Genomic DNA, 18,199 nt, shown 5'->3' with positions numbered 1-18,199 from the left:
GGGCGCGATGAGATATTCCAATTGGAAGAAATTTTGATGAACAGAATAATAAGACAAAGCTAGGGTTGAGGGCGGAAATGGTTCAGAGGAGCGAATGGGAAAATCAGAATATGTATCATTCGAGGCATGGTCTCAGTGGATACCAATGGCACAAGAGAGGTAAAAGACTTGCTGTGCTCTGGCGTATCCTTTCAACGCTTCTTATGCCGGTAGGCTGGCTTAGTATCGGATTTTATCTGATTTACATGGATTACAAGCTGGAGGCGGTGAAGCTTTGGGGGCTTCTCGGTCTTCTCCTCTCGCTGTTTATTACGATTGTAAGTCTTTTACTTTTTGTTAATAATCTTTTGGTGCGCATCGCTGACGGTCTTTCATCCCAGGGCCGGCATGATTTTAACCTTTACAGATACTGGTATGGATTTCATAAAAAAGAAGGATTGCGTGTTACGTCGCTGCTTGCGATGGCAAGGCTTGATATCTTGATGGATGATTCGTCGCGTGCGGAAGCAGCACTGGATGAAATTAACACAGCAAAGCTCAGTGCATCTCAGCTTAAACTGTTTGCACTTCTCCGGATTGCTGCGAAGGTTTTAGCGCATAATTTAACGGCATCGCCGGAGTCCGGCCACGCGAATGCAACTGGGGCGGAATTATCCAAAGCCCCGGAGCTATCGGTGGCAGACTGGTACATACGATATTCCGGAATTTCAGATGCATCCGGCAGTTTTCCGGCGGATGCGGTTGTAAAAGCCTGGATGGAGGGAAGCAGTCAGGGTGCGGCGGAACGTAAGACGCAGCTGATCGAGTCAATTTCTTCGGCCCATATTGGACCTAAAGCCAAACTCTGGCTTCCGCTGTTGATGGGCCTTATGCTGGCACATTTCGTTTTTTTCTTCACACTGCAAAACAGCTTATCCTCCGATTGGTATCTGCGCAGCAATTATGCATTCATTGCAGGCAGTGCGGCAGGTATGTGTATCCTTGCCTTAGGTACCTGTGCCTTATGGCTTTTTGAAAAAGGACGTCGTGGCACAGATCGTCCGCGTGGGAAGCTGCAATTCCTGGCGATGATTCTAAGAGGCATTGTATGGGAGATACTAATGCTTATGTTTGCCGGAATCACAGTCCTTTCGGCGTTCACTTTTGATGAGGAGAAGGTTCTTGCGCGGGATACATGCGACCCGTGGACGGGGAGGCGCTATACATACCTTGCAATGGAAAGTAGCTATGGCGGAAACGGTGTGACCAGGTATTACCGCGCTCCTAATTTTATGATCATGGAAGACATTTATACGTATCCGGACTGGCTTACGGATGCGAATGCTTCATCCGCGGATACCACAGAGGATGTGTGGGAGACAGAAACCGCAGCATCGGATATGGAAGCATCTGAAATACAGGATTCTAAAACGCAGACGGACGTCACGGAAGCATCCGGCACAGAAGCATTCGATACGGAGACATCTGCCGGAGAGACATCCGAAACAGGAACATCCAACCTGGAGGAATTTGATACCGGCGTTAGTGAGGAGAGTTTTATTGACGATGGTTTTGCAGCGCAGAATGCGATGCAGCGGGTCTATGAGTATCTTCAGAAAAATAATGTATATCCGGATCTCAGCATTTCCTATGATGCCAATGCCAAGGGGAATCTCTATGCGCGTATCAGTTCCGGCGCTGAAATAGTTGACGGAGGTACGATAGATTATGAACTGAGGCTTTACGATAATGGTGTCAAAGATACCAGTACAGAGCAAGACGCAAACCCAAACCAAAACCAGGGCGATCTGAATACTGCGGGCAAAAAGCAGCTTGAAATTGTATGTGAAAAGGTCTATTTAGCCGATGGCATGGATACCAGGCTGATGGGATTTTATCTTGTAGATCCGATCAGCGGTGAAGTGACAGATGAGCATAAGACCACATGGTAACAGCACAAGACCATATGTAAAAGCGCTTGCTTTTTAAACATCTGCATCTTGAATTTATACATGCAGGGCATAATCCGTGCATTTCGATCCTTCAGATTTTACTGTGCACTGTATACTTTGTAACTCATAAAAAGTATGTTATGATGCAGGCATAAAACAGAACATAGAAAAAGCAAATTTGCATAATTTACAGGGAGCGGCAGAATATGGTGAAGGACAACAGGAATCTCATCCTGGAAGATACGGAGAAACAGATTCTTCTCCATGACCTTATGGACATGGGAGAGCTTTTGTTGTCTTCCGGTGCGGAAATCAGCCGCGTTGAGGACACGTTGACGAGAATTGGCACAGCCTATGGGGCGGTGAGGATGAATGTTTTTGCCATTACTTCATTTCTTGTTGTCACGATGGTGTTTCCGGATCGCAGTCAGGTGACGGAGAGCCGGAGGATCCTTCAGCCGGATCAGACCAATTTCATGCGGATGGAGGAGCTCAATGCGTTAAGTCGTGCCTGCTGTACGCATCCGTTGCAGTTGACACCGAAGGATGAATTTGCGGCAAGGATCCAAACCATCGGTATGGAGCCGGAAAACAGAACCCGGACAATCCTGGGAAGTATCCTTGGAGCAGGTGGGTTTGCGGTTTTTTTTGGCGGCAGCATCCTGGATGGACTTGTAGCGTCGATTTTTTCGTTTTTGATCTGCGAGATGCAGAAATATCTTGGACGGATTTTTCCAAACCGTGTTATTTTTAACTTTATTGCAGCACTGCTCACCGGTACCGGCATTGCACTTGTATCGCAATGCTTCCGGTTTCTGCATATGGATAAGATCATGATCGGGGATATTATGCTGCTGATTCCGGGAATTGCTCTGACCAATTCGATTCGCAATATGCTGGTTGGAGATACCATCTCAGGAGCCATGCGGCTCATAGAAAGTATCCTCTGGGCAGCGGCGCTGGGACTTGGATTTTTTACGGCAATCCTCGTGGTCGGCAGATGGAACGGAGGTTTGATCTGATGAAAGAAACAATTCTTCAGCTTTTGGCAAGCTTTATCGGTTCTGCCGGATTTGCTTTGCTGTTTCAGATCCGATTAAAACTCTTACCTTGGGCTTCAATGGGAGGAGCTCTTACATGGGGAGTATATCTGCTTTTATCCGAGGGACTTAAGCTTGGGCCTTTTACGGCAAATCTCGTGGCAGCTGCATTCGGCGCACTACTCGCGGAGTTCTCGGCACGCATCTGGAAGGTTCCGTCCACACTTTTTTTTCTTCCGGCGGTGGTGTCTCTCATCCCCGGAAGCACGCTGTACTATACAATGTACGCCTTGGCTGCCAATCAGTACGAGGAAGCATCATTTTATGCCGGGCAGACCGGCTATTGCGCGATGGGCATCGCGATCGGAATCAGCCTGATCTGGGCTGCATTTAAGATCAGCACCAGCATACGGACTTCAAGGCGATGATATTATATACCTTGTGATACATGTTTTTGGCGAATGCTTCAGCCTCTGGAATGACAGTTATTCCGATCTCGTGACTTTACGTCTATGTGAAGTGCGAGTATATTGGAGAGAAAACAGGAGGAAAGAAATTATGTCATATGCTAAGGCGGAAGCGTATCTTAAATCCAAGGGTCTGGACTCTCATATCATTGTGCCGGAGGCCTCTACGGCAACGGTAGAGCTTGCGGCAGAGGCATTAGGTACGGAACCGGCAGCAATCGCCAAGACCTTATCTTTTTTGATCGGGGATGAGGCAATCCTGATTTTAACCGATGGGGATGCAAGGATTGATAACCATAAATATAAAGAAGCCTTCCATACTAAGGCTAAAATGATTCCACGTGAGGAAGTGGAAGAGCGAATCGGACATGCGCCGGGTGGTGTCTGTCCGTTTGGCATCAAGGATCATGTCAAGGTTTATCTGGATGCAAGCTTAAAAAAGCATGAGGTGGTGTATCCTGCTGCGGGAGACGATCACAGCGGAGTAAAGCTCACCATCCCGGAGCTGGAGCAGGCGGTGCCTTCCTTTACCTGGGTGGACGTCTGCAAAGCATCGTAAGAGTTCACCGGACCATAATGATTTATACAAGAAGTACCAAAAAGTACTAAGAAAAAGTACCTGAGAATCTAAGCCCCGGCGGCATATAAAGAAGCTGCCGGGACCGATCCCTCGGGTACTTTTTGCATTCACATATTTACACTTTGTACTTTACATATGGCAAGACGCGCTGTCGTAAAGAACTTGTTATCGTCTTTATAGAATGTCGATCATTTCGCCGGCAAGCGCTTTATTCATAGAACGGACAGCGCAGAATTTTCCGCACATGGAGCAGGTATCGCTGTGATCATCCTCGGGAAGTCTGGAATCCCGGATCTTTTTGGCTGTTTCCGGATCCAGGGCATATTTCCACTGCTCCTCCCAGTCAAGCTTACGGCGGGCATCTGCCATGCGATCATCCTGGTCTCTTGCGCCTGGCAGACCCTTTGCAATATCCGCGGCGTGAGCGGCAATCTTGGAAGCGACAATACCTTGACGCACATCCTCAAGGTTAGGAAGCGCAAGATGCTCGGCTGGCGTGACATAGCAGAGGAAGGAAGCGCCATTCATGGCAGCAATTGCGCCGCCAATGGCAGCAGTGATATGATCATATCCGGGCGCAATGTCGGTTACCAGAGGTCCAAGTACATAAAATGGCGCGCCCTGGCAGATGGTTTCCTCCAGCTTCATATTGGCGGCAATCTGATCCATAGGTACATGGCCAGGACCCTCGATCATGACCTGTACATCCTTTGCCCAGGCACGCTTTGTGAGCTCACCAAGACGGAGCAGCTCTCCGATCTGTACACCATCTGTGGCATCTGCAAGACAGCCGGGCCGGCAGGCGTCACCCAGAGAGATGGTGACATCGTATTCTCTGCAGATCTCCAGGATTTCATCAAAATACTCATAGAACGGATTTTCCTCTCCGGTCATGGACATCCAGGCAAAAACCAATGAACCGCCACGGGAAACGATATTCATTTTGCGCTTTCCGGACTTGATATCGGAAATGGTCTTTTTATTGATACCACAGTGCAGTGTGACAAAGTCCACACCATTTTCCGCATGCAGACGCACTACGTCGATGAAATCCCTGGCTGTTAGCGTTGCAAGATCTCTCTGGTAGTGAATGACTGCATCATACACAGGCACGGTACCGATCATTGCCGGACACTCGGAAGTCAGCTTCTTACGGAATGGCTCGGTGTTGCCATGGCTTGAGAGATCCATGATCGCTTCTGCGCCCATGTTTACTGCACTCAGGACCTTCTGCATCTCGATATCATAGTCCTTACAGTCCCGGCTCACTCCGAGATTCACATTAATCTTTGTCCGCAGCATCCGTCCGACACCATTTGGGTCAAGAGATGCGTGCAGACGATTGGCAGGAATCACCATCTGCCCTTCTGCAAGCCATGCCTTGATTTTTTCTACCGGATAATGCTCTTTTTCTGCAACCTTTTCCATCTCCGGAGTTATCATCCCCATCCGTGCGGCTTCCATCTGTGTATGATAGTTTCTTTCCATAGTACCTTCTGCTCCTTTCGGACAACGCCTGAAGTGGTGCTCCCATCAGGCTGCGATCAGGGGTCGAATGCTTCTTGCCGGGGCTTACGCATTACGTCATGTTCTGAAAGACTAAGGATGTACAAAAAAAGAAGTCCATGCCAGCGACACAGACTTCTTAATTCCTTACGATACGTGTTCTGACATCCCTCCGCTGGTATCATCCAGATCAGGTTCCTATGGTCGTGCGCAGCACCTCTCAGCCTTCCGGCTCCCATTGTCAATATGTATTTGCACGTTTTAGTATAGCACAGATCTTATCTGATGCAACAGTAAAGCGGAAGCAGCAGATAACATTTGCTAAGTGCTAAGTAGAATCGGCAGGTAAAATCAACAAGCAGCAAAAACAGCAAGTGAAATCAGACAGGGCAGCTTATGCTGTAAAAAATTTCTCTGCGAGCAACTCCAGAGCCTCCTGATCGTCCACACCCATCAGCTCACGTGCAGAGTGCATTGCAAGAATCGGCACACCGATGTCTACCGTCCGCATGGATAAAAGGGCGCTCGACAGCGCACCCAGGGTGCTTCCGCCGCGGATCGAGGAATTATTGGAGAATTTCCTGTAGCGAATGTCATTGTCCCGGCATAAAGCCTCAATCACGCTTACACAGCTTGCGTCAGTTGCATAGCTCTGGCTCGCGGCCATTTTGATGGCAAGACCGTCATTGAGACAAATCTGATTTTTGATGTCGCACTTTTCCGGGTGATTCGGATGAATCGCATGGGCAACGTCCATGGAAACCAGGAATCCATCCATCATGATATCCAGATACTCGGAACGGCCGTATCCAAGAGCGGTAAAGAGCTTTTCCAGGATCCTGTCCGTGATCGAGGACTGCGCGCCCTGCTTGGTGCGGGATCCGACCTCCTCATTATCATAAAGCGTAATTACATTAACAGAATTATCCCTGAGATTTTCATAGCTCTCGATGATGCCCGTAAGGCATGCCTGGACAGATGTAATATTGTCAATGCGGGGAGAACTAAGCAGCTCCTCTTTGAGCCCTGCACACATCGGCTGATCCAGATTGTAGAGATAGAGCTCATAATCCAGGATATCACCTGCATCTACGTTCAGTTCATCAGCAAGGAAATTGATCAGGAAGTTGTCATTTTCCAGGGTATCCCTGAGCATCTCTGCAAGCGGGAGCATGTCCACCTGCGCGTTAAAGGCGTATCCGTTGTTTATCTCGCGGTTCATATGGATGGCAAGATTTGGTACTGTGGCGACTGCCCGGTCAACATCGATAAAACGGACATCCGGCGCAAATGCATTCTCACCACGGACACAGACCTTGCCGGCAAGTCCGAGCGGGCGGTCCAGCCAGGTAGAGAGGATTGGACCACCGTAGACCTCGACATTAAGTTTGCCGTATTTTTGAAATTTCACCTCCGGATTTGGCTTAAGCTTAAGGCAGGGCCAGTCCGTATGTGCGGCTTCCATGCGGAGGCTCGGATGCTCGAGATCCATACCGATGGTGAATGCAACCAGTGAGGAGTCAAACACGGGAACGTAATAACCGTTGCCCTCCTCCAGTGTCCAGCGCTTGGTAAGGCTCAGCTCCTCAAATCCTGCCTCAGCGAGCTGCCGCTCGGCCTCCTGCACTGCGTGATAGGGAGAAACGCAGGCGCGCAGGGTATGCATGAGTCGTTCTGTTGTATCATTAATCATAGATCTGTGAATCCTTTCATAATTAAGATGCCTACAATGCTTTTATTTTAGCGGATTTATGTTTCTGATACAAGCATTGCTTCTTGAGTTTTACTGTGAATTATGCTAAACTTTTTTCTACATGTATGAATCAAATGCGATATTTCAGGAGGAATTTTTAATGTCTACAGTCGGTTGGATTATCTACCTGGTTGCCATTGTTGCGATGTTTTATTTCATTGGCATCAGACCGTCACAGAAAGAAAAAAAGAAGCAGCAGGAGCTTCTTAATTCCATTGCAGTTGGAGATACCGTGCTTACCAGCTCCGGATTTTACGGCGTGATCATTGATATGACAGAGGATACCGTCATTGTAGAGTTTGGAAATAACAAGAACTGCCGTATTCCGATGCAGAAGGCTGCCATTGTACAGGTGGAGAAGCCGACTACACAGGCAAATCAGTCAGCGGCAAAGGCAAATACCAAGCCGACAGCTAAGGCAGAGGACAAAAAGGCTGACAATAAATAAGTATTAAATGCTGTCGAAATATAACAATAGTTATTACGATATATGACTCTATTTTGCTATGTGCCATATTAAGAAGGTCCCGTCGGAAAACCGGCGGGACCTTCTGCTTCACGGAAATCCTGGATTTCCAAATGAGAGTTTTTGACGAAATGAATGAAAAAGCGTATGATAGACGCCGGGATTAAAGAAATATTCATCATGAAAATTTTCTAATCTGGTGAGTAAACTCATAAGTATGAGTATAAGATAGCAGTATTATAAGGAGCAAGGATTATATGAAACAGACCCTTCTTGCCGTATTTGGCGGTCGTTCAACGGAACATGAGGTTTCCTGCAAATCAGTTGTAAATATTGTCAATCATATTGATCCGGACAAGTATGATGTGGTTCTTGTTGGCATTACAAAGGATGGCAGATGGCTGCTTGTGGATTCTGTTAAGTCAATTACAGACAACAGCTGGTATCAGTCTGTAACAAAGGCAATACTTCTTCCGGATGCAGGACTTAAGTCACTGCTTATTGAAGGTCCGGATGGAAGCAAAACATATCGGCATGTGGATGTGATTTTCCCGGCGCTGCACGGGAAAAACGGTGAGGACGGAACCATTCAGGGACTTTTTGAGATGGCACATATTCCGTATGTGGGCTGTGGTGTGCTGGCCTCTGCGATTTCCATGGATAAGCTTTATACTAAAATTATTGTAGAGGAGCCGTTGAAGCGGATTGGTGTCCGCCAGGCAAAATATGTATCTATCGTTGGCAACGAAATCCGTAACATGGAGGGAAATGTTGCAAAGGTAGAAAAAGCCCTGTCTTATCCGGTATTTATCAAGCCATCCAATGCAGGCTCCAGCTGCGGCGTATCCAAGGCGCATAACCGCGAAGAGCTGATCGCGGGTATCCGCAATGCATTTCAGGTGGATCGTAAGATCCTGATTGAGGAAACCATCGTCGGACGTGAGGTGGAGTGCGCGGTTTTCCGCGGTGCGGACGGCGAGATCAAGGCATCCGGCGTTGGAGAGATCAAAGCGGCAGCAGATTTCTATGATTATGATGCAAAGTATAATAATCCGGCATCCGAGACGGATACCAATCCGGACATGGCGCCGGAAAGTCTGGAGCTTATCCGTCTGGCTGCTAAAACAGTTTTTCAGGCAGTCGATGGCTATAGCCTTTCCAGAATTGATTTCTTCCTGACAGAGCAGGGACCGGTCTTTAATGAACTAAATACACTTCCCGGCTTCACAGCGATTTCCATGTATCCGATGCTGTGGGAAGCACGTGGCATTGATAAAAAAACGTTGATCCAGGACTTGATTGATACGGCATACCGGAGACCGGGATATGAAGCCTGAAAGCCTGACTGCAATAGCTTTTAAAATGAAAGGATGCATTGCCCCTTGAAGGTTAACATATCAATGGAGACCCGGGAAACCGTGGACGGAGAGACAGAGGTGCTTCAGCATCAGGCCTTTGGGATTTTACGTAAAACTTCGGAAGGAACCAAGGTCAGTTATACCATGGACGGTGTTCATCATGAGCTGGAAATTCATCCGGATACAGAAAGTGTTTTGATTATCCGTAATCGGGACAGAGAGAGACTTCTTAGATATGAGCGGAATGTACATCATATCGTGGAATATGAAACTCCGGTGGGCTCTATGGAGCTGGGATTTGACACCCGGGATGTGGTGATCCGTGAGGATCTTGAAGGAGGAGCGGACAGGATGGAAATCAAGCTCTTGTACAGGCTTACACAGTTTGGAAATCCGGTCGCAGACTGCCAACTAAGGATTGCAATTTCACCGGCGCAATAGTACAATAACACTATTGTGTATAAAGGAAAGTTGAGGATTTATCAATGTTACTTGCGATTAACTGGGGTACCGTATCTACTGTACTTATTGTCATTCTGATTATTCTGGCGATTGTGCTCGTGGCGCTTTATTTTTACGGTAAAAAGCTTACTGCACAGCAGAAGGCACAGCAGCCGATCATTGATGCCAATACACAGGATGCCAGCATCCTTGTAATTGACAAGAAAATGATGAAATTAAAAGAGGCGATCGCTGCCGGTGTACCTAAAGAGGTAGAGACGCAGACGCCGTTTTATCTGAAATGGCAGAAGCTTCCGGTGGTCAAAGCCAAAATCGGACCTAGGATGTTTACACTTCTTTGTGACCCGACGGTTTTTGCACAGATTCCGGTAAAAAAAGAGTGCAAGGTATCCATCTCCGGTCTTTACATCCGCTCGATCAAATCGGCACGCGGAGGACTGCCCAAGGCTCCGGAAAAGAAAAAGGGCATCATGGACAGAGCTAAAGATATTGTTAAGGGCAATAAGAAATAAGCATTTATCACAAAATAATATGCGTTAAGTCAAGGCTCCAAATTTATAAAAGCTCCAAATTGAATACTAGTTCTAAATAAAAACATAAAAAATGGCTTCGGGAAAATTCCTGAAACCATTTTTTTATTGAATACCGGTTGACGTAAATGCGTTGCCGTGATAGTATGAAATTTGCTTATTCTGGAAACGTGGGCTAAGTGCGCCCTTTTTTTGGAAGACACATTCACACATTTGGAATGAGCCGTGTAACAAAAGTACTGATTCATGGGATGCTGCGGGAAGGCGCTTAGAACGGTAGTTATTATACCGCTTCCTAAGGATCTTAACAAGCATTTTGTGAGTCCTAACTAAACGGACAGCCAGCAACTGTCCAGATTAGCAGGGGTGAACGGTCAATGAAAAAAAGCAAGATGCGTGTCGTTAGAAACGGCAAAAACGTCAGAATGACATTCTCTCAGAGCAAAGAAGTTCTCCAGATGCCAAACCTGATCGAGATTCAGAAAGACTCCTACAAGTGGTTCCTTACGGACGGCCTTAAGGAAGCTTTTGATGATATCTCTCCGATTCAGGATTTTGCCGGTCATCTGAGTCTGGAGTTTGTGGATTACAAGCTCTGCGAAGATGAGAAAAAATATACAATTGAGGAGTGCAAGGAACGCGATGCTACGTATGCGGCACCTCTCAGAGTAAAGGTTCGTCTGATTAACAAGGATAAGGACGAAATCAACGAGCATGAGATCTTTATGGGAGATCTGCCGCTGATGACAGACACGGGTTCCTTTGTAATCAACGGCGCAGAGAGAGTTATCGTATCTCAGCTCGTTCGTTCCCCCGGTATATATTATGGCATCGACCATGATAAGGTTGGTAAGGAGCTCTATTCCTGCACCGTAATCCCAAACCGTGGTGCCTGGATTGAGTACGAGACAGACTCTAACGATGTCTTTTTTGTACGTGTCGATAGAACTCGTAAGGTTCCGGTGACGGTATTTATCCGTGCACTTGGTGTGAGCTCCAATGCGGAGATTATTGATCTTTTTGGTGAGGAGCCGAAGCTTCTTGCTTCCTTTGAAAAGGATCCGTCCGAGGACTATGAGGGTGGTCTGCTTGAGCTTTATAAAAAGATCCGTCCGGGTGAGCCGCTTTCTGTGGATTCCGCACAGTCACTGCTCTCTGCGATGTTTTTTGATCCGAGAAGATATGATCTTGCAAAGGTCGGCAGATATAAGTTTAACAAGAAGCTGCATTTTAAAAACAGAATCAAGGGACATGCGCTTGCTGAGGATGTAGTAGATCCTGCAACCGGTGAAATTATTGCGGAAAGCGGTGAAACCATTGACCTTGCCAAGGCAGTAGAGATTCAGGATGCGGCTGTACCGTTTGTCTGGATTGATGGACCGACCCGTAAGGAAAAGGTATTGTCTTCACTTGAAGTGGATGCATCCAAGTGGCTCCCGGATTTTACCGAGGAAGAGCTGGAGCAGATGGGCATTACCGAGCTTGTATACTATCCGGTACTGCGTGGTATCCTGGATGAAGTAGATGGAAGTGATAAGGAAGCTCTTAAGGAAGCGATCCATAAAAATATTCATGAGCTGATTCCGAAGCACATCACAAAGGAAGACATTTTTGCTTCTATTAACTACTGCATGCATCTGGAAGAGGAAATCGGAAGCAAGGATGATATCGATCACCTAGGAAACCGTAGGATCCGTGCGGTTGGTGAGCTTCTGCAGAACCAGTACAGAATCGGTCTTTCCCGTATGGAGAGAGTGGTACGTGAGAGAATGTCCACACAGGATATTGAGGAGATCACTCCGCAGTCTCTCATTAATATTAAGCCGGTAACTGCTTCCGTTAAGGAGTTCTTTGGATCCTCCCAGCTGTCACAGTTCATGGATCAGAATAACCCGCTGTCAGAGCTTACACATAAGAGAAGACTGTCAGCCCTCGGACCTGGCGGACTTTCCAGAGACCGTGCAGGATTTGAGGTCAGAGACGTTCATTATACACACTATGGACGTATGTGCCCGATCGAGACACCTGAGGGACCTAACATTGGTCTTATTAACTCACTGGCTTCCTATGCCCGTATCAATCCGTATGGCTTCATTGAGGCACCGTACCGTATTGTGGATAAGAGCGATCCTAAGAACCCGCGCGTTACAGATGAGGTCGTTTATCTGGCTGCGGATGAAGAGGATAACTATGTTGTGGCACAGGCTAATACGCAGCTGGATGAGCAGGGCTATTTCATTAACAATAATGTGTCCGGTCGTTATAGAGAGCAGACCACAGAGTTCCCCAAGACTGCGGTGGATATGATGGATGTATCGCCTAAGATGGTTTTTTCTGTCGCAACATCCATGATTCCGTTCCTGCAGAACGATGACGCGAACCGCGCGCTGATGGGCTCCAACATGCAGCGTCAGGCAGTGCCGCTTATGACAACCGAGAGAGCAGTTGTGGATACCGGTATTTCAGCCAAGGCAGCTGTAGACTCCGGTGTGTGCCAGATTGCAAGAGAGGATGGCGTGGTTGAGATTTCCGCGTCTAACCGGATTACTGTCCGGAGAGATAGAGATGGTGGACTGGATGAGTACAGACTCACAAAGTTCATGCGCTCCAACCAGTCCAACTGCTATAATCAGAAGCCGATTGTCTTTGCCGGTGATCATGTGAAGAAGGGTGATGTTATCGCTGATGGTCCTTCCACCTGTCAGGGTGAAATTGCACTTGGAAAGAATCCGTTGATCGGATTTATGACCTGGGAAGGTTATAACTACGAGGATGCGGTTCTGCTTTCCGAGAAGCTGGTGCAGAACGACGTTTATACCTCTGTGCATATTGAGGAGTATGAATGCGAAGCCCGCGACACTAAGCTTGGACCGGAGGAGATCACTTCGGATGTGCCGGGTGTTGGCGATGATGCGCTTAAGAATCTGGATGAGCGTGGTATTATCCGGATCGGTGCCGAGGTTCGTGCGGGCGATATCCTGGTGGGTAAGGTAACGCCTAAGGGAGAAACCGAGCTTACAGCAGAGGAGAGGCTGCTGCGCGCAATCTTTGGTGAAAAGGCGCGCGAAGTGCGTGATACCTCGCTCAAGGTGCCGCATGGCGCTTATGGCGTGGTTGTGGATGCAAAGGTATTCACAAGAGAAAACTCGGATGAGCTGGCTCCCGGAGTTTCCGAGTCTGTAAGAATCTACATTGCGCAGAAGAGAAAGATCGGTGTAGGCGATAAGATGGCCGGTCGTCATGGTAACAAGGGTGTATGCTCACGTGTACTGCCGGTTGAGGATCTTCCGTATCTGCCGAACGGTCGTCCACTGGATATTGTGCTGAATCCGCTGGGCGTACCTTCCCGTATGAATATCGGACAGGTCCTGGAGCTGCATCTCTCTCTTGCTGCAAGAGTACTCGGCATTGATGTTTCCACACCGATCTTTAATGGCGCAACCGAGGACGATATCAGCCAGACGCTGATTCTTGCAAACGATTATGCCAACAAGTCCTGGGAGGAGTTCTCTGCTCTGCATAAGGATGAGCTGGATCCTGAGGTATACCAGTATCTTGGAGATCACCTGGATCATAGAGAGGAGTGGAAGGGCGTTCCGATCGCTACCAATGGTAAGGTACAGCTGCGTGACGGACGTACCGGCGATAAGTTTGATGGTCCGACATCCATCGGCTTCATGCATTATCTCAAGCTTCATCATCTGGTAGATGATAAGATCCATGCACGTTCCACAGGTCCGTACTCTCTGGTTACACAGCAGCCACTGGGTGGTAAGGCACAGTTCGGTGGTCAGAGATTTGGAGAGATGGAGGTTTGGGCGCTGGAAGCTTACGGCGCTGCGTACACACTGCAGGAAATTCTGACGATGAAGTCGGATGATGTTGCAGGACGTGTCAAGACCTATGAGGCAATCATTAAGGGTCAGAACATCCCGACCCCTGGCGTACCGGAATCCTTTAAGGTACTGCTTAAGGAAATGCAGGCACTCTGCCTTGATATGCAGGTACTGGATGAGGATGGTAAGGAAATCGAAATCACCGAGGATCTCTATGATGCAAATCAGGATATGCACCGTCTGCTTTCCGGCGGAGACAACCGTTATGATCAGCATGAGAACTATGGCAATTACGGATACACGGAGCAGGAGTTTAAAAACGGCGAGCTTGTAGACTCTCAGGAGGAGTCCAAAGACAAGGAAGCTGATGACAGCGAGGTGGATGATGATGCACTTGCCAAGGCGCTGGCTGCTGATCTTGCTTCGGGTGATGATGATTTCACAGATGATGATTACACTTCGGATTCCGATGATCTGTTTAGTGATGAAGATACCGTGCCGAAGTCTGATGATTTCGACGATGACAACAACTAAAATAGGAGGAATACATGGCACAACTTGACAATGCTAATGAGCCGGTTCAGTTCGATTCGATTAAAATCGGACTGGCCTCCCCGGAAAAGATTCTTGAGTGGTCCCACGGTGAGGTAAAGAAGCCTGAGACAATCAACTACAGAACTCTTAAGCCGGAGAAAGATGGTCTTTTCTGTGAACGTATTTTCGGACCGGTCAAGGACTGGGAGTGTCACTGCGGCAAGTATAAGAAGATCCGCTATAAGGGCGTGATCTGTGATCGCTGCGGCGTTGAGGTCACAAAGTCCTCCGTGCGTCGTGAGAGAATGGGACACATTCATCTTGCGGCTCCGGTATCTCACATCTGGTACTTCAAGGGAATCCCGTCCCGGATGGGGCTGATCCTGGACATCAGCCCGAGGATCCTGGAGAGAGTGCTTTATTTCGCTTCCTACATCGTACTGGATGCCGGAGAAACCGGGCTCAGCTACAAGCAGGTCCTCTCGGAAAAAGAGTATCGTGATGCTGTGGAGCAGTACGGCTATGGTACATTCCGTGCAGGTATGGGTGCAGAGGCGGTCCTTGAGCTCCTCAAGGCAATCGATCTGGAAAAGGAATATGCAGAGCTCCGCAAGGATTTAAACAACTCCTCAGGACAGAAGAGAGCAAGAATCGTAAAGAGATTGGAGGTTGTGGAGGCTTTTCGTTCCTCCGGTAACAAGCCGGAATGGATGATCCTTACAGAACTTCCGGTTATCCCGCCAGATCTCCGTCCTATGGTACAGCTGGATGGCGGACGTTTTGCAACCTCTGACCTGAATGATCTTTATCGTAGAATTATCAATCGTAACAATCGTCTGGCAAGACTTCTCGAGCTGGGTGCTCCGGAAATCATTGTCCGGAATGAGAAGCGAATGCTGCAGGAAGCGGTTGATGCGCTGATTGATAACGGTCGTCGCGGTCGTCCGGTAACCGGACCTGGTAACAGAGCACTGAAGTCTCTGTCTGACATGCTGAAGGGAAAACAGGGACGTTTCCGTCAGAACCTTCTTGGTAAGCGTGTTGACTACTCCGGACGTTCTGTTATTGTCGTAGGACCGGAGCTTAAGATTTACCAGTGTGGTGTGCCTAAGGAAATGGCAATTGAGCTGTTTAAGCCTTTTGTTATGAAGGAGCTTGTGCAGTCCAATAAGGCACACAATATTAAGAATGCAAAAAAGATGGTTGAGCGGCTGGATCCGCAGGTATGGGACATCCTCGAGGATGTTATTAAAGAGCACCCGGTTATGCTGAACCGTGCCCCCACGCTGCACAGACTTGGTATCCAGGCGTTTGAGCCGATCCTGGTTGAGGGTAAGGCGATCAAGCTGCATCCACTGGTATGTGCTGCGTTTAACGCGGATTTCGATGGAGACCAGATGGCTATTCACCTTCCACTGACGCAGGAGGCACAGGCAGAGTGCAGATTTATGCTGCTTTCTCCTAACAACCTGCTGAAGCCATCTGACGGTGGTGTTGTTGCCGTTCCTTCTCAGGATATGGTACTTGGTGTGTACTATATCACCCAGGAGCGTGATGGTGAGAAGGGCGAGGGTATGGTCTTCCACAGCATTGCGGAGGCAATCCTTGCTTATGAAAACAAATATGTAACACTGCATTCCAAGATCAAGTGCCGTGTGTCAAGACAGATTACGGATCCGGATGGTACAAGCAGAACAATTTCCGGACTCATTGATACAACTCCGGGACGTCTGATCTTTAATGAGATTATTCCGCAGGATCTTGGCTTCGTAGACAGAAGCATCCCCGGCAACGAGCTGCTTCCGGAGATCAACTTCCTGGTAAAGAAAAAGAATCTGAAGCAGATTCTGGAAAAGGTTATGGATACCCACGGTGCAACGCAGACTGCGCTGACTCTGGATGACATCAAGGCTACCGGTTATAAGTACTCTACGATCGCAGCCATGACGGTATCCATTTCCGATATGACCGTGCCGGCAACCAAGCAGGGACTTTTGGATGAGGCACAGAAGACCGTAGATAAGATCGCACGTAACTACAGACGTGGTCTGATTACGGACGAGGAGAGATATAAGGAGGTTGTTGAGACCTGGAGAAAGACCGATGATCAGCTGACCCATGACCTGCTCACTGGACTGGACAAGTATAACAACATCTTTATGATGGCGGATTCCGGTGCCCGTGGTTCGGATAAGCAGATCAAGCAGCTTGCAGGTATGCGTGGACTTATGGCGGATACACAGGGACGTACCCTTGAGCTGCCGATTAAGTCCAACTTCCGTGAGGGTCTTGACGTACTGGAGTACTTCATTTCCGCACATGGTGCACGTAAGGGTCTGTCGGATACAGCGCTTCGTACGGCTGACTCCGGATACCTTACAAGACGAATGGTTGATGTTACACAGGATCTCATTATCCGTGAGCTTGACTGCGCCGCGGACAGAGACACGATCCCGTATATCGAGATCGGAGAGCTGTCTGATGGACAGGAAAAGATCGAGTCTCTGGAGGAGAGAATCACCGGACGTTTCGTTGCCGAGACCATCGAGGATCCGGAAACCGGCAAGATTGTCATCAAGGCAGATCATATGGTTACCGCTAAGAGAGCTCCTGAAGTCATAAAGGCGCTCAACAAGATGGGCAGAAAGACCATTAAGATCCGTTCGGTACTGTCCTGCAGATCCAGAAGCGGTATCTGCGCTAAATGCTACGGTTCCAACCTTGCAACTGGTCAGCCGGTGCAGGTCGGTGAAGCAGTTGGTACCATTGCGGCACAGTCGATTGGTGAGCCTGGTACACAGCTGACCATGAGAACGTTCCATACCGGTGGTGTTGCCGGTGGCGATATCACACAAGGTCTTCCTAGAGTTGAAGAGCTTTTTGAGGCGCGGAGACCTAAGGGACTTGCCATCCTCACAGAAATTCCTGGTGTTATTGAAATCAAGGATACCAAGAAAAAGAGAGAGGTTGTGGTTACGGATCCGGATAGAGGTGTGTCCAAGACTTATCTGATTCCTTACGGCTCAAGACTTAAGGTCCTGGATGGCGATGTGCTTGAGGTTGGTGATGTTTTGACCGAGGGCTCCATCAATCCGCATGATCTGTTAAAGATCAAGGGTGAGGTTGCTGTACAGAACTACCTGATTTCTGAGGTTCAGAGAGTGTACAGACTCCAGGGCGTAGAAATTCAGGATAAGCATATCGAGATGATCGTTCATCAGATGATGAAAAAGGAACGTATCGAGGAAGCAGGCGATTCTGACTTTATCCCGGGTACCAGCGTAGACCGACTTGAGTTTGAGGATGAAAATGAGAGACTGATTAAGGAAGGCAAAAAGCCGGCAGAAGGTAAGAGAACACTTCTTGGTATTACCAAGGCATCTCTTGCAACGGATTCCTTTATGTCAGCCGCATCCTTCCAGGAGACCACCAAGGTTCTTACCGAGGCGGCAATCAATGGTAAGGTTGATCATCTTGTCGGACTCAAGGAAAATGTTATCATTGGTAAGCTGATTCCTGCAGGAACCGGTATGAAGCGTTATAGAAATGTAAAGCTGTCTACGGATCCAAAGGATCTTAATGATGTAAGTGATCAGATATTTACGGCAGACGAAGCGTTTGATATCAATGCACAGGCGGTTGAAGATAATGCACAGCTGGACTATCTGATGAGAGAAAAGAACAACGAACTTTAATTTCATTATTGACAATGAAATACCGTTGAAGTATCATATGA

At 48.0% G+C, this 18,199-nt stretch carries 11 protein-coding genes, 1 pseudogene and 1 riboswitch; of the genes and pseudogenes, 10 read left to right on the top strand and 2 right to left on the bottom strand.

Translation table 11 applies throughout. The features are described from left to right. Positions 1-77: 77 nt before the first annotated feature. The 4 genes from ACTNEN_RS09285 to ACTNEN_RS09270 all read left to right on the top strand — a co-directional run bounded on the left by ACTNEN_RS09285 (position 78) and on the right by ACTNEN_RS09270 (position 3,997). Positions 78-1,931 carry a hypothetical protein gene (locus ACTNEN_RS09285; protein ID WP_441206029.1) on the top strand — a complete coding sequence of 618 codons (1,854 nt, stop codon included), beginning with the start codon at positions 78-80 and terminating at the stop codon, positions 1,929-1,931. Between the two features lie 206 nt (positions 1,932-2,137). Then, the gene (locus ACTNEN_RS09280) at positions 2,138-2,953 is read left to right on the top strand and encodes a threonine/serine exporter family protein (protein WP_441206028.1); all 816 of its coding nucleotides are present in this window, start codon (positions 2,138-2,140) and stop codon (positions 2,951-2,953) included. Further along, entirely contained in the window at positions 2,953-3,399 is a 447-nt protein-coding gene (locus ACTNEN_RS09275) for a threonine/serine exporter family protein (RefSeq protein ID WP_441206026.1), read from the top strand. The genes ACTNEN_RS09280 and ACTNEN_RS09275 overlap by 1 nt, the downstream gene beginning before the upstream one ends. Positions 3,400-3,529: 130 nt before the next feature. Then, complete coding sequence (locus ACTNEN_RS09270; RefSeq protein ID WP_441206025.1) at positions 3,530-3,997, top strand: YbaK/EbsC family protein; 468 nt, start codon at positions 3,530-3,532, stop codon at positions 3,995-3,997. A 195-nt stretch (positions 3,998-4,192) separates the two neighbouring features. Here ACTNEN_RS09270 and thiC read toward each other — a convergent pair whose 3' ends face one another. Further along, entirely contained in the window at positions 4,193-5,506 is a 1,314-nt protein-coding gene (gene thiC, locus ACTNEN_RS09265; RefSeq protein WP_441206024.1) for a phosphomethylpyrimidine synthase ThiC, read from the bottom strand. A gap of 168 nt (positions 5,507-5,674) precedes the next feature. Beyond that, positions 5,675-5,773: riboswitch (TPP riboswitch) on the bottom strand. Between the two features lie 145 nt (positions 5,774-5,918). After that, positions 5,919-7,217, bottom strand: a complete 1,299-nt coding sequence (locus ACTNEN_RS09260) for a M18 family aminopeptidase (RefSeq protein ID WP_441206023.1) — start codon at positions 7,215-7,217, stop codon at positions 5,919-5,921. Positions 7,218-7,377: 160 nt separating this feature from the next. On the opposite strand from ACTNEN_RS09260, the pseudogene yajC reads away from it, so the two are divergent. The 6 genes and pseudogenes from yajC to rpoC form a co-directional block, all read left to right on the top strand. Beyond that, positions 7,378-7,641 (top strand): annotated as a pseudogene (gene yajC / locus ACTNEN_RS09255) (preprotein translocase subunit YajC); the annotation flags it as partial. Between the two features lie 359 nt (positions 7,642-8,000). Then, the gene (locus ACTNEN_RS09250; RefSeq protein ID WP_441206021.1) at positions 8,001-9,080 is read left to right on the top strand and encodes a D-alanine--D-alanine ligase family protein; all 1,080 of its coding nucleotides are present in this window, start codon (positions 8,001-8,003) and stop codon (positions 9,078-9,080) included. A gap of 45 nt (positions 9,081-9,125) precedes the next feature. After that, positions 9,126-9,542, top strand: coding sequence for a DUF1934 domain-containing protein (locus ACTNEN_RS09245; RefSeq protein ID WP_441206020.1), 417 nt, complete (start codon positions 9,126-9,128; stop codon positions 9,540-9,542). 44 nt (positions 9,543-9,586) lie between these two features. Continuing rightward, positions 9,587-10,075, top strand: coding sequence for a hypothetical protein (locus tag ACTNEN_RS09240; RefSeq protein WP_441206019.1), 489 nt, complete (start codon positions 9,587-9,589; stop codon positions 10,073-10,075). A gap of 395 nt (positions 10,076-10,470) precedes the next feature. Then, positions 10,471-14,463 carry a DNA-directed RNA polymerase subunit beta gene (gene rpoB, locus ACTNEN_RS09235; protein ID WP_441206017.1) on the top strand — a complete coding sequence of 1,331 codons (3,993 nt, stop codon included), beginning with the start codon at positions 10,471-10,473 and terminating at the stop codon, positions 14,461-14,463. Between the two features lie 14 nt (positions 14,464-14,477). Further along, positions 14,478-18,158 carry a DNA-directed RNA polymerase subunit beta' gene (gene rpoC, locus ACTNEN_RS09230; RefSeq protein ID WP_441206016.1) on the top strand — a complete coding sequence of 1,227 codons (3,681 nt, stop codon included), beginning with the start codon at positions 14,478-14,480 and terminating at the stop codon, positions 18,156-18,158. The last annotated feature ends 41 nt before the right edge of the window (positions 18,159-18,199 follow it).

Source organism: Oribacterium sp. HCP28S3_H8 (assembly GCF_052064775.1).
Classification (GTDB): Bacteria; Bacillota; Clostridia; order Lachnospirales; family Lachnospiraceae; genus Oribacterium.
Note: the sequence above shows the minus strand (reverse complement) of the source record. Positions and strands in the feature narration are given on the sequence as shown.